Annotated in this window: 18 protein-coding genes; 11 read left to right on the top strand and 7 right to left on the bottom strand. The window is 62.1% G+C overall.

Features of this window, described 5'->3' with window-relative positions; genetic code table 11:
* Window positions 1–14: 14 nt before the first annotated feature.
* The 3 genes from BSY16_RS00735 to BSY16_RS00725 form a co-directional block, all read right to left on the bottom strand.
* Window positions 15–887, bottom strand: a complete 873-nt coding sequence (locus tag BSY16_RS00735) for a carbohydrate ABC transporter permease (RefSeq protein WP_069057896.1) — start codon at window positions 885–887, stop codon at window positions 15–17.
* 192 nt (window positions 888–1,079) lie between these two features.
* Window positions 1,080–2,393 carry an ABC transporter substrate-binding protein gene (locus tag BSY16_RS00730; protein WP_069057895.1) on the bottom strand — a complete coding sequence of 438 codons (1,314 nt, stop codon included), beginning with the start codon at window positions 2,391–2,393 and terminating at the stop codon, window positions 1,080–1,082.
* Between the two features lie 180 nt (window positions 2,394–2,573).
* Window positions 2,574–3,527 carry a sugar-binding transcriptional regulator gene (locus BSY16_RS00725; protein WP_069057894.1) on the bottom strand — a complete coding sequence of 318 codons (954 nt, stop codon included), beginning with the start codon at window positions 3,525–3,527 and terminating at the stop codon, window positions 2,574–2,576.
* A 256-nt stretch (window positions 3,528–3,783) separates the two neighbouring features.
* Between BSY16_RS00725 and BSY16_RS00720 the strand changes: the two genes are divergently transcribed.
* A complete protein-coding gene (locus tag BSY16_RS00720; RefSeq protein WP_069057893.1) occupies window positions 3,784–5,145 on the top strand; it encodes an NAD(P)-dependent oxidoreductase in 1,362 nt (453 codons plus the stop codon).
* 12 nt (window positions 5,146–5,157) lie between these two features.
* Window positions 5,158–6,471 carry an NAD-dependent dihydropyrimidine dehydrogenase subunit PreA gene (gene preA / locus BSY16_RS00715; protein ID WP_069057892.1) on the top strand — a complete coding sequence of 438 codons (1,314 nt, stop codon included), beginning with the start codon at window positions 5,158–5,160 and terminating at the stop codon, window positions 6,469–6,471.
* Window positions 6,472–6,543: 72 nt separating this feature from the next.
* On the opposite strand, the gene BSY16_RS00710 is transcribed toward preA, so the two are convergent.
* Window positions 6,544–7,440 (bottom strand): DMT family transporter, encoded by an 897-nt coding sequence (locus tag BSY16_RS00710; protein WP_069057891.1) that lies wholly within the window; start codon window positions 7,438–7,440, stop codon window positions 6,544–6,546.
* Between the two features lie 128 nt (window positions 7,441–7,568).
* Here BSY16_RS00710 and BSY16_RS00705 point away from each other — a divergent pair, with 128 nt between their 5' ends.
* Entirely contained in the window at window positions 7,569–8,042 is a 474-nt protein-coding gene (locus BSY16_RS00705; RefSeq protein ID WP_069057890.1) for an Lrp/AsnC family transcriptional regulator, read from the top strand.
* A 58-nt stretch (window positions 8,043–8,100) separates the two neighbouring features.
* Here BSY16_RS00705 and BSY16_RS00700 read toward each other — a convergent pair whose 3' ends face one another.
* Window positions 8,101–8,733 (bottom strand): exopolysaccharide biosynthesis protein, encoded by a 633-nt coding sequence (locus BSY16_RS00700; protein WP_069057889.1) that lies wholly within the window; start codon window positions 8,731–8,733, stop codon window positions 8,101–8,103.
* A gap of 126 nt (window positions 8,734–8,859) precedes the next feature.
* On the opposite strand from BSY16_RS00700, the gene BSY16_RS00695 reads away from it, so the two are divergent.
* Together BSY16_RS00695 and BSY16_RS00690 are read left to right on the top strand one after the other, a co-directional pair.
* Window positions 8,860–9,789, top strand: a complete 930-nt coding sequence (locus BSY16_RS00695; protein WP_286157164.1) for a DMT family transporter — start codon at window positions 8,860–8,862, stop codon at window positions 9,787–9,789.
* 77 nt (window positions 9,790–9,866) lie between these two features.
* Complete coding sequence (locus tag BSY16_RS00690; protein ID WP_069057888.1) at window positions 9,867–11,090, top strand: OpgC family protein; 1,224 nt, start codon at window positions 9,867–9,869, stop codon at window positions 11,088–11,090.
* On the opposite strand, the gene BSY16_RS00685 is transcribed toward BSY16_RS00690, so the two are convergent.
* Window positions 11,071–11,721: a TetR family transcriptional regulator C-terminal domain-containing protein gene (locus BSY16_RS00685; RefSeq protein ID WP_069057887.1), complete on the bottom strand. Its 651-nt coding sequence runs from the start codon at window positions 11,719–11,721 to the stop codon at window positions 11,071–11,073. The genes BSY16_RS00690 and BSY16_RS00685 overlap by 20 nt on opposite strands.
* A 279-nt stretch (window positions 11,722–12,000) precedes the next feature.
* Here BSY16_RS00685 and BSY16_RS00680 point away from each other — a divergent pair, with 279 nt between their 5' ends.
* The 4 genes from BSY16_RS00680 to BSY16_RS00665 are packed head-to-tail and all read left to right on the top strand — an operon-like array spanning window position 12,001 to window position 15,528.
* Window positions 12,001–13,251, top strand: coding sequence for a Zn-dependent hydrolase (locus BSY16_RS00680; RefSeq protein WP_069057886.1), 1,251 nt, complete (start codon window positions 12,001–12,003; stop codon window positions 13,249–13,251).
* Window positions 13,248–13,700 carry a contact-dependent growth inhibition system immunity protein gene (locus tag BSY16_RS00675; protein WP_150129837.1) on the top strand — a complete coding sequence of 151 codons (453 nt, stop codon included), beginning with the start codon at window positions 13,248–13,250 and terminating at the stop codon, window positions 13,698–13,700. The genes BSY16_RS00680 and BSY16_RS00675 overlap by 4 nt, the downstream gene beginning before the upstream one ends.
* Window positions 13,697–15,151 carry a dihydropyrimidinase gene (gene hydA / locus BSY16_RS00670; RefSeq protein ID WP_069057884.1) on the top strand — a complete coding sequence of 485 codons (1,455 nt, stop codon included), beginning with the start codon at window positions 13,697–13,699 and terminating at the stop codon, window positions 15,149–15,151. The genes BSY16_RS00675 and hydA overlap by 4 nt, the downstream gene beginning before the upstream one ends.
* Window positions 15,151–15,528, top strand: coding sequence for a hypothetical protein (locus BSY16_RS00665; protein ID WP_069057883.1), 378 nt, complete (start codon window positions 15,151–15,153; stop codon window positions 15,526–15,528). Before hydA ends, BSY16_RS00665 begins: the two co-directional genes overlap by 1 nt.
* A gap of 284 nt (window positions 15,529–15,812) precedes the next feature.
* On the opposite strand, the gene BSY16_RS00660 is transcribed toward BSY16_RS00665, so the two are convergent.
* Window positions 15,813–16,226 carry a cupin domain-containing protein gene (locus BSY16_RS00660; protein ID WP_083242786.1) on the bottom strand — a complete coding sequence of 138 codons (414 nt, stop codon included), beginning with the start codon at window positions 16,224–16,226 and terminating at the stop codon, window positions 15,813–15,815.
* A 116-nt stretch (window positions 16,227–16,342) separates the two neighbouring features.
* Here BSY16_RS00660 and BSY16_RS00655 point away from each other — a divergent pair, with 116 nt between their 5' ends.
* Both BSY16_RS00655 and BSY16_RS00650 read left to right on the top strand, forming a co-directional pair.
* Window positions 16,343–17,146, top strand: a complete 804-nt coding sequence (locus BSY16_RS00655) for an ABC transporter ATP-binding protein (RefSeq protein ID WP_069057881.1) — start codon at window positions 16,343–16,345, stop codon at window positions 17,144–17,146.
* Window positions 17,146–17,481, top strand: a complete 336-nt coding sequence (locus tag BSY16_RS00650; RefSeq protein ID WP_069057880.1) for a DMT family transporter — start codon at window positions 17,146–17,148, stop codon at window positions 17,479–17,481. The genes BSY16_RS00655 and BSY16_RS00650 overlap by 1 nt, the downstream gene beginning before the upstream one ends.

The raw sequence follows: 17,481 nt of genomic DNA, 5'->3' as shown, positions 1-17,481 counted from the left end.
GGAACTGCGATAAACTATTTGTCCAGGTTCTTGCCGACGGCGCGCATCAGGAAGAAGGCGACGATGTTGGCGAGGATGACGGCGATGATGCCACCGGCGGAGGCTCCGCCGACGTCGTAGCCGAGAAGGGCCGTGCGGTAGATCAGGAACGGCAGGTTGGTCGATGCATAACCCGGGCCGCCATTGGTGGTGACGAGGATTTCCGCATAGACGCCGAGCAGGAAGATCGTCTGGATGAGGATGACGACGGTGATCGAGCGCGAGAGATGCGGCACCGTCAGGTAGATGAAGCGAGAGACGAAGCCGGCGCCATCCATCTCGGCCGCTTCCTTCTGCTCGCCGTCGAGCGATTGCAGCGCGGTCAAGAGGATGAGGGTGGCAAACGGCAGCCATTGCCAGGCGACGATGATGATGATCGAGAACAGCGGATATTGCGCAAACCAGTCGACCGGCTGGAGACCCAGCGCCCGATTGATATCGGCAAGCACGCCGTAGCCCGGATGCATGATCATGTTCTTCCAGACGAGGGCCGCCACCGGCGGCATGACGAAGAACGGCGAGATGATCATGATGCGCACGATCCCCTGCCCCCACATCGGCTGGTCGAGCAGAAGCGCAATCGCCACGCCGCCAAGCACCGTGATGAACAGCACGCCCCCGACGATCAAAAGCGTGTTCCAGATCGACTGGAAGAAGGCCGGGTCGGTGTAGAAATACTGATAGTTGAACAGCCCAGCCCAGCTGACATTCGCCGGGTTCAGCAGGTTGTAGTTCTGGAACGAAAACCACAGCGTCATCGCCAATGGCACGATCATCCAGACCAGAAGCAACCCAACCGAGGGCGCCAACATCAGCCGCGCCAATCCACGCGTGTTCGCAGTCGCCATTGTCGTGACCTCCCTTTTTGCCGGCTGCTCCCCGCGCCGGACAGGCATCGCATCCCTATCGGACCGAGCCCAAGTGCTATTGTCACACATTTTTGCAGTTCCGGCGCCAGACTGGCCGCGCCGGATGCAAAGACCCCATTTTCGGCTGCCCGGAACGCATCCCGGGCAGCCCGTCCTTGGGGAGGAGGTTTTTTACTTGATGTAGCCGGCGCGGGTCATTTCGCGTGTCGTGACCTGCTGCGCCTGGGCGAGTGCATCATCGACCGTCATCTGGCCGGCGAGCGCTGCCGAGAAGAGCTGGCCGACCGTCGTGCCGAGACCCTGGAATTCCGGGATCGCCACGAACTGCACGCCGACATAGGGCACCGGCTTGACGGCCGGGTTCTTCGGGTCGGCGGCATTGATCGAGTCAAGCGTCATCTTCGCGAAGGGGGCTGCCTTCTGGTATTCCGCATTCGCGTAGAGCGAAGAGCGCGTACCCGGAGGCACGTTTGCCCAGCCTTCCTTCTCGGCGACCAGTGCGGCGTATTCCTTGCTGGTTGCCCAGGCAATGAACTTCTCAGCCGCTTCGGTCTTCTGCGAGCCTGCCGGGATGGCAAGGTTCCAGGCCCAGAGCCAGTTGCCGCGCTTGCCGAGGCCAGTATCGGGAGCCAGCGCATAACCGACCTTGTCGGCGACCGTCGATTCCTTCGGGTTCGATACAAAGGACGCCGCGACCGTGGCATCGATCCACATGCCGCAGTTGCCCTGCTGGAAGAGCGCCAGGTTCTCGTTGAAGCCGTTCGAGGACGCGCCCTGCGGACCGGCGTCGTTCATCAGCTTGACGTACATGTCGAGCGTATTCTTCCATTCCGGCTGATCGAACTGGGGCTTCCAGCTCTCGTCGAACCAGCGGGCGCCGAAGGCATTGGACGTGGCGGTCAGGAACGCCATGTTCTCGCCCCAGCCGGCCTTGCCGCGAAGGCAGATGCCATTGATGCCGGCAGCGCGGTCGGTCATCTTGCGGGCCGCTTCACCGATGAACTCCCAGGTCGGAGCGTCGGGCATGGTGAGCCCGGCCTTTTCCATCAGGTCCTTGCGGTACATGACCATCGAGCTTTCGCCGTAGAACGGCGCAGCATAGAGCTTGCCGTCTTCGCCGGTGAGGCCCGAGCGGATGGCCGGCAGCAGGTCGTCGACGTCGTAGTCGGCGCCGAGATTGTCGAGCGGTACCAGCCAGTTCTGCTTTGCCCAGATCGGAACTTCATAGGTACCGATCGTCATGATGTCGTACTGGCCGCCCTTCGTCGCGATGTCGGTCGTGACGCGCTCGCGCAGGACGTTTTCCTCGAGCGTGACCCACTCGAGCTGAATGTCCGGGTTCTTCGTGGTGAAGGCTTCCGTCAGCCCCTGCATGCGGACCATGTCGCCGTTGTTGACCGTCGCGATGGTGAGCGTTTCGGCGTTGGCGATACCGCACAGGAGAGCAGCCGAGCAGGTGCCCAGCAGAAGGGTTTTCAAATTCATCGTCTTCCTCCCAGAAGGGTTTTGAGCATTTGCTTAGCTCATGGGCAATTACCCACATAATGCCGTGAGAAGTCAACGACCAATCGTTGCTGCATCGCACAAAGCGCGGCAGCAGGCCTTGAATCTCCTAGGAAATTTCTGTGAGGTGGATAGGCTTCGACGCGGCCGGGAGGACCTGCGTCAGGCCGAAAGCAGGTAACGCGCCGTCGACTCGTCGGTGATCACACCGTTGATCATGCCGCCGCGAAGGGCTGCAAGGAGGGCAAGATGTTTGCGCTTGCCCTTGGCAAGGCCGATGACCGTCGTCGTCTCGCGCGGCGGCAGCGGCACCGAGGCGACGCGCTCGTTGATGCTGTTGTCGAGCAGCTTGCCGTTGCGGTCGAACATCCAGCCGCAGATCTCGCCCGCGGCGCCCTCCTCCATCAGCCGCGCCATTTCCTCCGGGTCGAGGAAGCCGTCGAGGCAGAGCGGCGCATCCGCGCCGAGTTCGCCGATACCGACAAAGGCGACATCGGCCTCGCGGCCGAGCCGCAAGGTCGATTGCACGAGGCTCTGCTTGTGCAGGAGATCACGCTCCTCGGTGGAGGAGACGAGCACCGGCAGCGGCATCGGATAGTGCCGCGCCTTGACCGCGTCAGCCATCGAGAAGATGACGTTGTAATAGGCAGCCGAGCCGTCCGGGCCGATATTGCCGGTCAGCGACATGATGCGGTGCTGCGGACATTCCATCGTCGGCAACTGGTCGATCGCAGCTTTCAGCGTGCGCCCCGTCCCGACGGCAAGCACGATCGGATCGCTCTTCTTGAGCCAGCGCTCGATTTCCGCCGCCCCCGCTTCGGCAATGCCGATCGTCGTGGACGAGGACCCCGGGTCGCTCGGCACGATATCGACATGCACCAGCGCGAATTTCTTGCGCAGCGCCTCGCCGAGTTCCAGGCATTCGGCAATCGGGTGGTCGAGGCGCACCTTGATCAACCGTTCGGCGACGGCGAGCGAAACCAGGCGTTGTGCCGACTGGCGCGAAATGCCCATGGCGGAGGCGATCTCGTCCTGCGTGCGGCCCGCGACGTAGTAGAGCCAGCCGGCCCTCGCCGCATCATCCAGCCGCCCGGCTGTTTCCGTCCGCTTCGCCATTATATTCCCCGCTTGTTTCACACGATTTGCTGCATCTTTTCGGGTCATCTGTCAAACGCCACATGATGCCGCGGCAAGAACAGCCTTCGACGCCCGGCCTCCTCGCCGAAAGAAAAACATAACCAAAAATCTCATGTTTTTCTGCGCTGAACCACCTGAGAAACCGCCATTTCATTTGAAATTTTACCGTTTGATAAAAAAATAAACCTGAGTTACCGTTCTGTCATTCAAAAGCCCACGCGAATGGGAGAATAACATGGGAACGACGCAATCTGGGATTCATCGGGGGCGTCTTGCGCCTGCCGAATACGAGACGAACTTTTCCGACCTCCACCCGCGCCTCGACGATCATGAGGCGCTGGTCGCAGCCGACCGCTGCTACTTCTGTCATGACGCGCCGTGCATGACGGCCTGTCCCACCTCCATCGACATTCCGCTGTTCATTCGCCAGATTTCGACGGGCAATCCGATCGGCTCGGCGAAGACCATCTTCGACCAGAACATTTTAGGCGGCATGTGCGCCCGCGTCTGTCCCACCGAAACACTGTGCGAACAGGCCTGTGTGCGCAACACCGCCGAGCACCGCCCCGTGGAAATCGGCCGTCTGCAACGCTACGCGACAGACGTCGCTATGACGGAGAACAAACATTTCTACGAGCGCGCCGAGCGTACCGGCAAAGCCGTCGCCGTTGTCGGCGCTGGCCCGGCAGGCCTTGCCAGCGCCCATCGCCTTGCCATGAACGGCCATGACGTCGTGGTCTTCGATGCCCGTGAAAAGGCCGGCGGCCTCAACGAATACGGCATCGCCACCTACAAGGCGGTCGACGATTTCGCCCAGAAGGAAGTCGACTATGTGCTGGCGATCGGCGGCATCGAGGTGAAGAACGGCCTGAAACTTGGCCGCGACTTCACGCTCGCCGACCTCACCGCCAATTTCGACGCCGTCTTCCTCGGCATGGGCCTTGCCGGCGTCAATGCGCTGCGCGCAGAAGGCGAAACCCTGCCGGGTGTGGTTGATGCCGTCGATTTCATCGCGGAACTGCGCCAGGCCGAGGACAAGGCCGCCATTCCGGTCGGCCGACGTGTCGTCATCATCGGCGGCGGCATGACGGCAATCGACGCCGCCGTGCAGGCCAAACTGCTCGGCGCAGAGGAAGTGACGATCTGCTACCGCCGCGGCAAGGAGCATATGAACGCCTCGCCGTTCGAGCAGGATCTTGCCGCCTCCAAGGGCGTGATGATCCGCCACTGGCTGCAGCCGAAGCGCGTCATCGCCAAGGATGGGCATGTTGCCGGCATCGAGGTCGAATATACCGAGATGCGCGATGGCACGTTGACCGGCACCGGCGAGACCGGCGTGCTGGCAGCTGACCAGGTCTTCAAGGCGATCGGCCAAAGTTTCGAGGCCTCCGGCCTCGGTTCGCTTGCCATGTCCGGCGGCCGGATCGTCATCGATTCCGAAGGTCGCACCTCGGTTCCCAATGTCTGGGCGGGTGGCGACTGCGTGAAGGCCGGCGAGGACCTGACGGTCACCTCCGTCGCCCAGGGGCGCGATGCCGCCGATTCCATCAACCGCATGCTGGCTGCCGGTGCGCAGCCCGCCGTCGCCGTCGCTTGAGGGAGATGAGACATGGCTGATCTTCGCAACAATTTCGTCGGCATCAAATCGCCCAACCCGTTCTGGCTCGCCTCCGCGCCGCCGACCGACAAGGCCTACAATGTCGAGCGCGCCTTCAAGGCGGGCTGGGGCGGCGTGGTCTGGAAGACGCTCGGCGAGGAAGGCCCGCCGGTCGTCAACGTCAACGGCCCGCGCTATGGCGCGATCTGGGGCGCCGATCGCCGGCTTCTCGGCTTGAACAACATCGAGCTGATCACCGACCGCGACCTCTATACCAACCTGCGCGAAATGAAGCAGGTCAAGATGAACTGGCCGGACCGGGCGCTCATCGCCTCGATCATGGTGCCCTGCGAGGAGGAGAGCTGGAAGGCGATCCTGCCGCTGGTGGAAGAGACCGGCGCCGACGGCATCGAGCTCAACTTCGGCTGTCCGCACGGCATGTCCGAGCGCGGCATGGGTGCCGCCGTCGGCCAGGTGCCGGAATATATCGAAATGGTCGTACGCTGGTGCAAGCAGTATACGCGCATGCCGGTCATCACCAAGCTGACGCCGAACATCACCGATGTGCGCAAGCCCGCCCGCGCCGCCAAGGCCGGTGGAACGGATGCCGTGTCGCTGATCAACACGATCAACTCGATCGTCTCCGTCGATCTCGACAATTTCGCTCCGAACCCGACGGTCGGCGGCAAGGGTACCCATGGCGGCTATTGCGGCCCGGCAGTGAAGCCCATCGCGCTCAACATGGTGGCCGAGATTGCCCGCGATCCGGAAACCTATGGCCTGCCAATCTCCGGCATCGGTGGCATCACCACATGGCGGGATGCCGCCGAATTCCTGGTGCTCGGTGCCGGCAACGTGCAGGTCTGCACCGCTGCCATGACCTACGGCTTCAAGATCGTGCAGGAAATGATCACCGGTCTGTCGAGCTGGATGGACGCCAAGGGCCACCGCGACCTTGATGACATCTGCGGCCGCGCCGTGCCGAATGTCACCGACTGGCAGTATCTCAACCTCAACTACATCGCCAAGGCCCATATCGACCAGGATGCCTGCATCAAGTGCGGCCGCTGCCACATCGCCTGCGAGGACACCTCCCACCAGGCGATCACGCAGTTCGTCGATGGCGTGAGACACTTCGAGGTGATGGAAGACGAATGCGTCGGCTGCAATCTCTGCGTCAACGTCTGCCCGGTCGAAAACTGCATCACCATGGTCGGTCTCGAACCCGGCGTGCTGGACCAGCGCACTGGCAAGGTGGTCGATCCGAACTACGCCAACTGGACGACGCACCCGAACAACCCGATGGCCAAACAGGCAGCGGAGTAACCTTCTCTCGCAAAATCGATCGCAGGACATCACGTTCTGCGATCGAGCTTCGTGGGGAGAATAGTAAGGAAGTCAGCGTTTTCTCAGGATCGGGAAGACCATTCCAAATGTTATGCTGGCGATTGCAATGACCTGGGAAGGCGTGAGTGTTTCACCGAGCACCACCATGCCCGCCACCGCCGTCGCCACCGGAATACACGGCATGAACAGCGAAGCCTGTTGCGGGCCCAGTTGACGAACGACGTAGGTGTAGAGCACCACCGCAACCGCACCGGCAAGAAAACCCTGGATCACCAATTGCGTGGCGATCTCGGCCATGGATGCCGTTGCCAGTCCGCTCGGCGCCAGAGCGTGCAGCAGAGGAAGCGGCAGGCAGGAGAAGAGGACGACGGCGATGGTCGTGGTCACCGCATCGAGCGACCAGAGCCTCACCAGCACCGCATAGACCGCAAACATGATCCCCGATCCTGCGAACAGCAGATCGCCGCGCAGCGTGTCGCCTGCGACGGCACCTGCGTGAAACACGAAAAGAAGTAACCCCGCGATGACCGCGGCAATGCCGACCTTGCGCGCGCCGGATACCTTGTCCTTGAACACGATGCGCGAGAACACGAAGGAGAAGAACAGGATGGAGGCGGGCGACAGGGCGGCGGCGTGGCTCGCCGGTGCATAGGTAAGCCCCTGATTGATGATCAGCGGATAGGGCAAGCCCGTCAAAAGGGCCAAAAGTACGGCCTTCCGCCAGCCGAGTGCCCTCAGCTTTCCGGTGCCGGTCGTCCATAACACCGGCAAAAAGACGAGGGCAGCGCCGACAAATCGCAGGCCCACGATATCGGCCGCCGTCAGATGTTCGCGCAGGCTGAAGCGGGCGGCAACGAACTGGATGGTGGTGATCGCGACGAACACAATTCCTGCCAGAAGTGCCAGCCGTTTGCTGCCACCATATTCTCCGATCGTCGCAACACGCACGCTTGCCTCCCTCTTGGCGGAACGGGACTGTCCCGTGGAAGTCACATGCTATTGCTCGATCGAGCGTGGCTAAATATATTGAATTTCTGCATCTGAAGTGAAAATCACCATGCGATGGATGAAATAGCGTGAATCATGAACTCACGGATCTCGACACGATCGACCGCAGCCTGCTGAGGCTCCTTCAGGAAGACGGACGCCGCACCACGCTCGAACTGGCCAACCGGGTCGGCCTGTCCCCGACTGGCGCCAGCCAGCGCGTCAAGCGTCTGTTTCGCGAGGGTTACGTAAAGGCCGTCAGGGCGATTCTCGATCCGAAAAAGATCGGCCGCGGCACCGTAGTGTTCATACAGGTCCGCCTCGACCACACGGCGCCGCATATTTTCGAGCGGTTTTCCGATGCGATCTCGAAGGCGCCGGAGGTGCTGGAATGCCACATGGTCATCGGCGGCTTTGACTATCTCGTAAAGGCGAGAATTGCCGACATGTCGCTGTTTCAGGACTTTCTAGAGCGGGTGATCCTGCCTTTGCCCGGCGTAAGAGAAACCCACACCTATGCATCGGTGGGGGATGTAAAGCCCGACGCCGTGCTGCCGATTTAAACCGTCGGAGAGACTTTGCTGATTTGCTGCGGTCGGGCTGAAACGCTCAAGCCGGAACTCACCCGAAGACGTTGAAACTCTGCCCCGCGCTATAAGCCAGGAGCGCCAACCCCGCGAAATACACGATGGTCAGCACGACCATCACGTAGCCGCCGAGAACCACCAGTCCGTCACGCTGCGAAATGCCGGCGGCGAGCAGCAGGATGGCGACGCCGGGCAGCGTGTTGGAGAAGGGAATGAGGCCGAGCGGCGCCATGAGCAGAATGCCGGCCCCCATCAGCACCAGGCCGTTGACGCGGTTCATCACCACACCGGCCGTCAAACCCGTCAGCCGCGGCTTGAAGAAGTGGTCGAAACGGCGCAGGAATTTTACCCCGCGCTCCAGCACCGGCCGGAGCTTGCCGCTTTCCAGCCGCCGGTCGGCGACCTTTTGGGGCAGCCAGGGCAGCCGGTTGAGCGTGATCGCCGCACTGATCAGCACGATGCCGGCACCGAACACTGTAGACACGCCCGGAATGGATACGGGAAAGAGAAACGGCAACGACAGGAAGGCGCAGAGCAGCAGCAGGCCGCTTTCGCCCATCATCGATAAAAGATCGCGCAGCGTGATGTGCTCGCCCTTGATCGAGTGGATGATGTCTTCGAGCAATTCACTCGTCTTGCGGTCCGTGTCCCTGAAGCCGATGGCCATCGTCTCTGCTTGTCCTCTGCTGTGTCGCCGGCCTATGGCCGGCGATTGCGGCTTTCGTGTGGGGCTGGCGCGCTCTCGCGTACCGGTCTATGACCCGACCGCGCCGCAGACAATAGGGTGATTTTCTTGACGAAACGTATGCCCGCCCGGGTGGGCCTTTCCGATCATGCCAAGGGCCGTGAAAAGCTCAAGGGCCATCTCGCCATGCTGCTCTTCTCGGTGCTGATCGCCGGTTCCTTCTCCTTCGGCGGGCTGGCGGCGCGCTACATGGACGCCGAACCGCTGACGCTCTGGCGCTACATATTGACGATCATCGTCATGGCCGCGCTCGCCTTCGGCGCCTTCAAGGTGCCGGCCGTCTGGCCAAAAGAGGTGTGGCGCTTCCTCTTCCTCGGTGGCCTCATCGCCATCTACATGCTGACCATGTTCACCGCACTGGAGTTCACGAGCCCCATCGCGACCGGCGCCGTCTTCACCCTGATGCCGCTGCTGAGCGCCGGCTTCGCGCTGCCCGTGCTCGGCCAGAAGACCCGGCCGGGCGTACTTGCCGGCCTGCTCATCGCCGCCGCAGGCGCGGTCTGGGTGATCTTTCGCGGCAATATCGATGCCATCCTGTCCTTCGATATCGGCACCGGCGAGATGATCTTCTTCGCGGGCGTCATCTGCCACGCCCTCTACGTGCCTCTGATTCGCCGCTTCGACCGCGGCGAACCCGCCGTCGCCTTCGGCTTCTGGGTGACGGTCGGCGCGGCACTCTGGCTGGTGCCACCCGGCATTCGCGGCCTTCTTGAGACGGATTTCTCCGCCCTGCCGCTGGCCGTCTACGCCGCCGTCGCCTATCTAGCCGTCGTCACCACGGCCTTTACCTTCCTGCTCCTACAATATGCCTCGATGCGCCTGCCGGCCTCGAAGGTGCTCGGTTATGGCTACCTCACGCCAAGCTTCATCATCCTGCTGGAAGGTCTGCTCGGTCACGGCTGGGCGAGCCTGCCGGTGCTCGCCGGCGCACTCGTCACGGCCTGCGGCCTCGCCCTGATGGCCTTCCTGCCGGATTGATTTTTTCGGAACGATCCGCCGCCTCGTGCGTTGCGGCCCCGTTGGGGCGCACGGTGAGTATCGACGGAGCGCATGTTTTGAAGCGATTTGAAATCATAGACGGCATGCGGGGCTATTTCCTCGTCTTCATGCTGATCAACCACCTGATTTTTGTCGGTGGCTACTGGATGATGGAGGTCAACCATCGCCAGTTCGCCTTTGTCGAGGATGCACAGGGGTTCGTCTTCCTCTCCGGCCTGCTGATCGGCATGGTCTACGCCCGCAAGATGCTGAAGTCAGGCTATGAAACCGGCCGGCAGCTCCTGCGCAACCGCGCCTTCGAGCTCTACCGTTATGCCATGGGCACGGTGATGGCGGTTCTCATCGTGCAGATGGTCCTGCCGGATGCCTACAAGCTCTGGTACAATTGGCTCGGCTACACGAACTTCGATCAGCCGCTGCGGCTGGCGGCGATTGCCACCTTCCTGTTCCAGCCGACATTCATGGACATCCTGCCGCAATATATCGTCTATATGCTGTTTGCGCCGCCGCTCGTCTGGCTCTGCCTGCGCGGAAAGTGGGCGCATGTGCTGGCAGGTTCCCTGATCGTCTGGATGGCGGCGCAGCTCGGCCTGCAACGCTTCGTGACCGATCCCCTCAACAGCCTCGTCATGGGTTCGGACGAGCAGGGTATCCGCGCCAGCTTCAACATGCTCGGCTGGCAGATCGTCTTCTTCTCCGCGATGGTCATCGGCGCCATGACCGCCCAGGACAAGATCGACTGGGGGCGGATTTTTGCGCCGGAAAAGACGCTTCTGCCGAAGGCAGCGCTCGCCATCTGCCTGTTCTTCCTGCCGCTGCGCATCATCACGGCCTGGGATCTGCTGCCGCAGTCGGTGCTCGACAAGTTCGCGACCATGGAAATCCGCGCGGATTTCGGCCCGGTCTATCTGATAAACTTCGCCGCCGTCGCCATCGGCCTCACCTGGCTGCTGATCGCCGGGCCGAAACACCACAACATGTGGGTCCGCAGGCTGGCAAACGGTGTCACCACCGTCTTCACGCTCCGCTTCCTGCGCCTTCTCGGCCGCCATTCGCTGCAGGTCTATGTCTGGCACGTCGCCATCGTCTATGCGGTCTATTATGTGGACGGGCGCACACCGGAGCTCTCACAGCTTTCCAAGACGACCATTGCCGTCGTCTGCATCGCGCTGCTGGCCTTGCCGGCGCTCTGGCGCGAACGGGAACAGATCGTCGCCAGCCTGTTCGGCCAGCCGAAGACGGAGCCGGTGAAGGGGAAAACTACGCCGGCTGCTCGCTGACGTGGAGACCGCTGAGGAAGAGCTGTTCGAGGAAGCGTGCCGCATCCTCGAACCGCCCCTCGCCAGCATGATCCTGACCGAGCACCGCGCGCACCTGCACGTCGAAGTCGGCATAGTGCTGGGTCGTCGACCAGATCGAGAAGATCAGGTGGTAGGGATCGCATTTGGCGATCTTGCCCGCCTTCGCCCAGGCCCGAATGACTTCCGCCTTCTCGTCGACCAATGACTTCAGCGGTCCCTTCAGTTCGTCCTCGATGTTCGGCGCGCCTTGCAGGATTTCATTCGCGAAGAGCCGGCTTTCGCGCGGAAAATCCCGCGCCATTTCCAGCTTGCGGCGAATGTAGCTGCGGATTTCCGATACCGGATTGCCTTCCGCATTGAACTCGCACAGCGGGTCGAGCCAGGTATCGAGCACGCGGTTGATCAGCGAGCGATGCATCGCCTCCTTGGTGCGGAAATAGTAGAGCAGGTTCGGTTTCGACATGCCGGCCACTTCGGCGATCTGGTCGACGGTTGCCCCGCGGAAACCATGCAACGAAAACACCTCCAGCGCGGCCTCGAGGATTTGCTCCTCCTTCTCCTCCTGGATGCGCGTGCGTCGCTGAGTCCTCGCCGCCCTCGGTAATGCCATCGTGCCCCCCGGTCCGGCCTTGACCGTGGAACCGGAAAAGTGCCGTCAAATTCACCAGTTTAAACAGCCGCCATTTTCTTGGGCGCACCCCAATGCTTTTTGGTTTTTCGGCTTGAGTGCCGCAACGGAAGCTGTAATGTTTACCAACCGGTCAAATTATCAGACAGTTATCAAGTAAAGGCAACTGCTCTGATCGGAAGGCGCAAACAAACAATCGCGCTGCCACCCGGTGGGAACAGATTGAGGCTGCAAGAGCCCGAAGACGTGGGAGCATACGACATGGCCGCACCTGGCGAAAACATGCGTGTCAACGCGGACCGCCTGTGGGATTCCCTCATGGACATGGCGAAGATCGGCCCCGGCATTGCCGGCGGAAGCAATCGCCAGACGCTGACCGATTCCGACGCCGAAGGCCGCCGCCTGTTCCAGGCATGGTGCGATAGCGCGGGCCTGACAATGGGCGTCGACACGATGGGCAACATGTTCATGACGCGCGCGGGCACGGACCCCGAGGCGCTGCCTGTCTATGTCGGCTCGCACCTCGATACCCAGCCGACCGGCGGCAAATATGACGGCGTGCTCGGCGTGCTCGCCGGCCTCGAAGTCATCCGCTCGATGAACGATCTCGGCATCAGGACGAAACACCCGATCGTCGTTACCAACTGGACGAACGAGGAAGGCGCCCGCTTCGCGCCGGCCATGCTTGCCTCCGGCGTTTTTGCCGGCGTGCACACGCAGGATTACGCCTATAGCCGCAAGGATCCGGACGGAAAGACGTTTGGCGACGAGCTGAAGCGCATCGGCTGGGTCGGCGACGAAGAGGTCGGTGCCCGCAAGATGCACGCCTATTTCGAATATCACATCGAACAGGGGCCGATCCTCGAGGCCGAAGAAAAGCAGATCGGCGTCGTCACCCACTGTCAGGGGCTGTGGTGGCTGGAATTCACGCTCACCGGCCGCGAGGCGCATACCGGCTCGACGCCGATGAACCTGCGCGTCAATGCCGGCCTTGCCATGTCCCGCATCCTCGAAATGGTGCAGACGGTCGCCATGGAAAACCAGCCGGGCGCCGTCGGCGGCGTCGGCCAGGTGTTCTTCTCGCCGAATTCGCGCAACGTGCTGCCCGGCAAGGTCGTCTTCACCGTCGACATCCGCTCGCCGGACCAGAATAAGCTTGACGGTATGCGCGCCCGCATCGAGGCGGAAGCGCCGAAAATCTGCGAAGCGCTCGGCGTCGGCTGTTCCGTCGAAGCCGTCGGCCATTTCGACCCGATCACCTTCGACCCGACACTGGTCGCGACCGTCCGCAAGGCCGCCGAAGACCTCGGCTACAGCCACATGAACCTCATCTCCGGCGCCGGCCACGACGCCTGCTGGGCCGCCAAGGTGGCCCCCGCCACGATGATCATGTGCCCCTGCGTTGGCGGCCTCTCCCACAACGAGGCAGAGGACATCTCCAAGGAATGGGCCGCCGCCGGCGCCGATGTGCTGCTCCATGCGGTCATCGAAACGGCGGGGATTGCGGAGTGAGCGATAGCGCGATGCGCCTGGAGAGAAGCCTGAATTGGCATCTAGCGTGGCCAGATGAAAAAGGGCCTTTCGCTACGGGCATGATCGAACGTATCAACAAGGCTCTGCAAAAACCCATAAAAGACTTAAACGCTGGCGACCTACGCCAACTCGTAAGCCAGAAAATCGCCTTGGAATATACCGTTCCATTGGCGATCGATGCGATATGCAGAAATCCTATGCAGTACTCGTCATACTATGAGGGAGACTTGCTGTCGGCCTGCCTCGAAATTGAGCTGTCATTTTGGGCAAAAAATCCAGATCAACACGCGCGTCTAAAGAGCTTTTTCGACACAGTGCGCGTGTTTGACACAGAGCTACAGGCGCAGGTGAAGACATTTTTTGCCCTCGAAATCGCTTCAACCAATGATGCGGCGGTCAACAAAGCTACAAAGAGGAAGCCCAAATGAGCACAGTCATCAAGGGCGGCACCATTGTCACCGCCGACCTCACCTACAAGGCGGACGTCAAGATCGACGGCGGCAGGATCGTCGAGATCGGCCCGGATCTCTCGGGCGACGAAGTATTGGATGCAGCGGGCTGTTATGTCATGCCGGGCGGCATCGATCCGCATGTGCATCTCGAAATGCCGTTCATGGGCACCTATTCGGCCGATGATTTCGAAAGCGGCACGCGCGCCGGGCTTGCCGGCGGCACGACCATGGTGGTCGATTTCTGCCTGCCCGATCCCGGCCAGTCGCTGCTCGATGCGCTGATGCGCTGGGATAACAAGTCAACCCGCGCCAACTGCGACTATTCCTTCCACATGTCCGTCACCTGGTGGGGCGAACAGGTGTTCGACGAGATGAAGACGATCGTCGAGGAGAAGGGCATCAACACCTTCAAGCACTTCATGGCCTACAAGGGCGCGCTGATGGTGAACGACGACGAGATGTTCGCCTCGTTCCAGCGCTGCGCGGCGCTCGGCGCGCTGCCCCTCGTTCATGCGGAAAATGGCGACGTCGTCGCCGCCATGCAGACGAAGCTGATGGACGAGGGCAACAACGGCCCGGAAGGCCACGCCTATTCGCGCCCGCCCTCCGTCGAGGGCGAGGCGACGAACCGCGCCATCATCATCGCCGACATGGCGGGCAGCCCACTCTATGTCGTGCACACCTCCTGCGAACAGGCCCATGAGGCCATCCGTCGCGCCCGGCAGAACGGCATGCGCGTCTACGGCGAGCCGCTGATCCAGCACCTGACGCTCGACGAAAGCGAATATTTCAACAAGGATTGGGACCATTCGGCGCGCCGCGTCATGAGCCCGCCCTTTCGCAACAAGCAGCACCAGGATTCGCTGTGGGCCGGCCTTGCCAGCGGTTCGTTGCAGGTGGTGGCGACCGACCATTGCGCCTTCACAACCGACCAGAAGCGCACGGGTGCCGGTGATTTCCGCAAGATCCCGAACGGCACCGGCGGCCTCGAAGACCGCATGCCGATGCTCTGGACCAACGGCGTCAACACCGGCCGCCTCACCATGAACGAGTTCGTCGCCGTCACTTCGACGAACATCGCCAAGATCCTCAACGTCTATCCGAAGAAGGGCGCGATCCTCGTCGGTGCCGATGCGGATATCGTCGTCTGGGACCCGAAGCGCTCCAAGACCATCTCCGCCAAGAGCCAGCAATCCTCGATCGACTACAACGTCTTCGAAGGCAAGGAGGTCGTGGGTCTGCCGCGCTACACGCTGACGCGCGGCGTCGTCGCCATCGAGGAGAGCACCGTGAAGACGCGCGAGGGCCACGGCCAGTTCGTCAAGCGCGAGCCCTTCACGGCGGTAAACAAGGCGCTATCGACCTGGAAGGAAATCACCGCGCCGCGCAAGGTGGAGCGCAGCGGCATTCCGGCGAGCGGGGTCTGATGCCTCCCGGCCGCCCCTTCTCCATCCTTCTTATCGGCATCGCGCTCGCCGGACCGGCCGGGGCAGCGGGCGATATCGTCGATGGCAATTATGGGGACGCGGAAGGCTGCCACTATGCAGCGACCGGTGAATCCTCCGGTGCGGATTTCTTCTTCCTGCTGAACAAGGAGGGCGTGACCACCGCGGCCTCCTATTGCGAATTCAAGGGTGAGGGCAAACACGTCGGCAGTGCCACGACGGTTGCCGCCGAATGCCATGAAGAGGGCATGGAGGACGTTACGCCGTATGAACTGACGCTGATGCCGGACAATGGCGGCTACACGATCAGCTTCCCGGACGGCACGCGCTGGGGGCCAATCATGCGGTGCAAGACATGACGGTTGAGGGGCGCAGATATACCCCCCTCCGTCCTGCCGGACACCTCCCCCACAAGGGGCGAGCGCGCCATGTGGCACCGCCTCGCGCGACCACGGCAACGCTAAATCGATCGCACCCGGAAAATCCCCCTCATCCGGCCCTTCGAGCCACCTTCTCCCCGCTGGGGAGAAGGGAATATGCAACGTCTGTGTTCTTCCCCTTCTCCCCCTCGGGGAGAAGGTGGCGGCAGCCGGATGAGGGGGGCTGGCGCAACACAGCCCTCTTACCTGCCCGATACCACCCCCTAAACCGAAACCAACGCCTCGAGATGCGGCAGAAGCACCACGCTCTCCTGCTCGTGGGGATCTGTCCTCGCGATGACCGCCGAGGCCGGCTGGTCCGAGAGATTGGCCGGCAGATGCGGCACGCCGGCGGGGATGTAGAACATCTCGCCTGCCTTGACGATCACATGGTTCTCCAGCCGTTCGCCGTACCAGGTATGCGCCTCGCCGGAGAGCATGTAGATCGCCGTTTCATGACTCTCGTGCATATGCGCCTTGGCGCGCCCCCCCGGCGGGATCGTCAGGAGATGCATGCAGATGCCCGACGCCCCAACGCTCTCGCGGGCGATGCCCTCGAAATAGCTGAACCCCTGCTTTCCGTCATAGGTGCTGCCCGGGCGTATCACCCGGCATTCCGCCTTCGTTTCCATCGTCATCGTTCCATCCCCCGAAAGAATTCCGTGCCCAAAGTGATACTGCAGACAATGCCGATTGCAATGCCGAGAAGGGACATGCAGTCTGCCGAAAACCGCGCCGTGCGGGGCGCCGAAAGATGACCAGCATGCCCGTCTCCGATACCGTTGTTTCTGCAAAAGATCTCGGCCTCACCTTCCAGACCGCCGATGGCCCGGTCACGGCACTGACCGGCGTCAACCTGACCGTCGAAAAGGGCGATTTCGTCTCCTTCATCGGCCCCTCCGGCTGCGGCAAGACGACGTTCCTGCGCGTCATCGCCGATCTGGAAAAACCGACCTCCGGCACCATCACCGTCAATGGCCTGTCACCGGAAGACGCTCGCAAGCGCCGCGCCTATGGCTACGTCTTCCAGGCCGCAGCCCTCTATCCCTGGCGCACAATCGAAAAGAACATCGCGCTTCCTCTGGAAATCATGGGCCACTCGCGCGACGAACAGAAGGCGCGCGTCGCCCGCACGCTCGACCTCGTCAACCTCACCGGCTTCGGCAAGAAATATCCCTGGCAGCTTTCCGGCGGCATGCAGCAGCGCGCGTCGATTGCCCGCGCGCTCGCCTTCGACGCTGACCTGCTCCTGATGGACGAGCCCTTCGGTGCGCTCGACGAGATCGTGCGTGACCATCTCAACGAACAGCTGCTGAAGCTCTGGGCGGCCACGCAAAAGACGATCTGCTTCGTCACCCACTCGATCCCCGAGGCCGTCTATCTCTCGACGAAGATCGTCGTCATGAGCCCCCGCCCCGGCCGCGTCACCGATATCATCGATTCGCCGCTGCCGAAGGAGCGCCCGCTCGGCATCCGCGAGACCCCGGAATTCCTCGAGATCGCCCATCGTGTGCGCGAGGGCCTGCGCGCGGGCCACAGCTACGAGGAGCACGTCTGATGAAGCTCTCCTTCGTGCTCTGGCTGTTCGGCGCGACCGCCGTCTTCATCGGCGCGGCAACGTCGTCGCGTGCCTATGTCGGCACGACGAACATTCTCTACCTGCTGCTGTCCATGGCGCTCTACATTGTCGGCAACCTGATGATGCTGAAGCTGATGCGCGAAGGCGGGCTTGGGCTTGCCGTTTCGCTCTCCGCCATCACCCAGCTGCTGCTCATCAACGTCATCGCCTTCCTGTTCTTTGGCGAGCGGCTGAGCAGCACCCAGGTCGCCGGCGTCGGCCTCGGCATTCTTGCCATGGGGCTGATGCTGCTGCCCACCACGGCACGGAGCTGA

Source organism: Sinorhizobium sp. RAC02 (assembly GCF_001713395.1).
In the GTDB taxonomy this organism is placed as follows: Bacteria; Pseudomonadota; Alphaproteobacteria; order Rhizobiales; family Rhizobiaceae; genus Shinella.
The sequence above is the reverse complement of the archived record's forward strand: the minus strand, read 5'-3'. Positions and strand labels throughout refer to the sequence as shown.

Bases quoted from the DNA above. Each gene is read 5' to 3' on its own strand.
- BSY16_RS00650 (WP_069057880.1), top strand. From the start codon at position 17,146: ATGAAGCTCTCCTTCGTGCTCTGGCTGTTCGGCGCGACCGCCGTCTTC.
- hydA (WP_069057884.1), top strand. From the start codon at position 13,697: ATGAGCACAGTCATCAAGGGCGGCACCATTGTCACCGCCGACCTCACC.
- BSY16_RS00720 (WP_069057893.1), top strand. From the start codon at position 3,784: ATGGGAACGACGCAATCTGGGATTCATCGGGGGCGTCTTGCGCCTGCC.
- BSY16_RS00735 (WP_069057896.1), bottom strand. From the start codon at position 887: ATGGCGACTGCGAACACGCGTGGATTGGCGCGGCTGATGTTGGCGCCC.
- BSY16_RS00685 (WP_069057887.1), bottom strand. From the start codon at position 11,721: ATGGCATTACCGAGGGCGGCGAGGACTCAGCGACGCACGCGCATCCAG.
- BSY16_RS00680 (WP_069057886.1), top strand. From the start codon at position 12,001: ATGGCCGCACCTGGCGAAAACATGCGTGTCAACGCGGACCGCCTGTGG.
- BSY16_RS00725 (WP_069057894.1), bottom strand. From the start codon at position 3,527: ATGGCGAAGCGGACGGAAACAGCCGGGCGGCTGGATGATGCGGCGAGG.
- BSY16_RS00665 (WP_069057883.1), top strand. From the start codon at position 15,151: ATGCCTCCCGGCCGCCCCTTCTCCATCCTTCTTATCGGCATCGCGCTC.
- preA (WP_069057892.1), top strand. From the start codon at position 5,158: ATGGCTGATCTTCGCAACAATTTCGTCGGCATCAAATCGCCCAACCCG.
- BSY16_RS00700 (WP_069057889.1), bottom strand. From the start codon at position 8,733: ATGGCCATCGGCTTCAGGGACACGGACCGCAAGACGAGTGAATTGCTC.
- BSY16_RS00730 (WP_069057895.1), bottom strand. From the start codon at position 2,393: ATGAATTTGAAAACCCTTCTGCTGGGCACCTGCTCGGCTGCTCTCCTG.
- BSY16_RS00655 (WP_069057881.1), top strand. From the start codon at position 16,343: ATGACCAGCATGCCCGTCTCCGATACCGTTGTTTCTGCAAAAGATCTC.
- BSY16_RS00660 (WP_083242786.1), bottom strand. From the start codon at position 16,226: ATGACGATGGAAACGAAGGCGGAATGCCGGGTGATACGCCCGGGCAGC.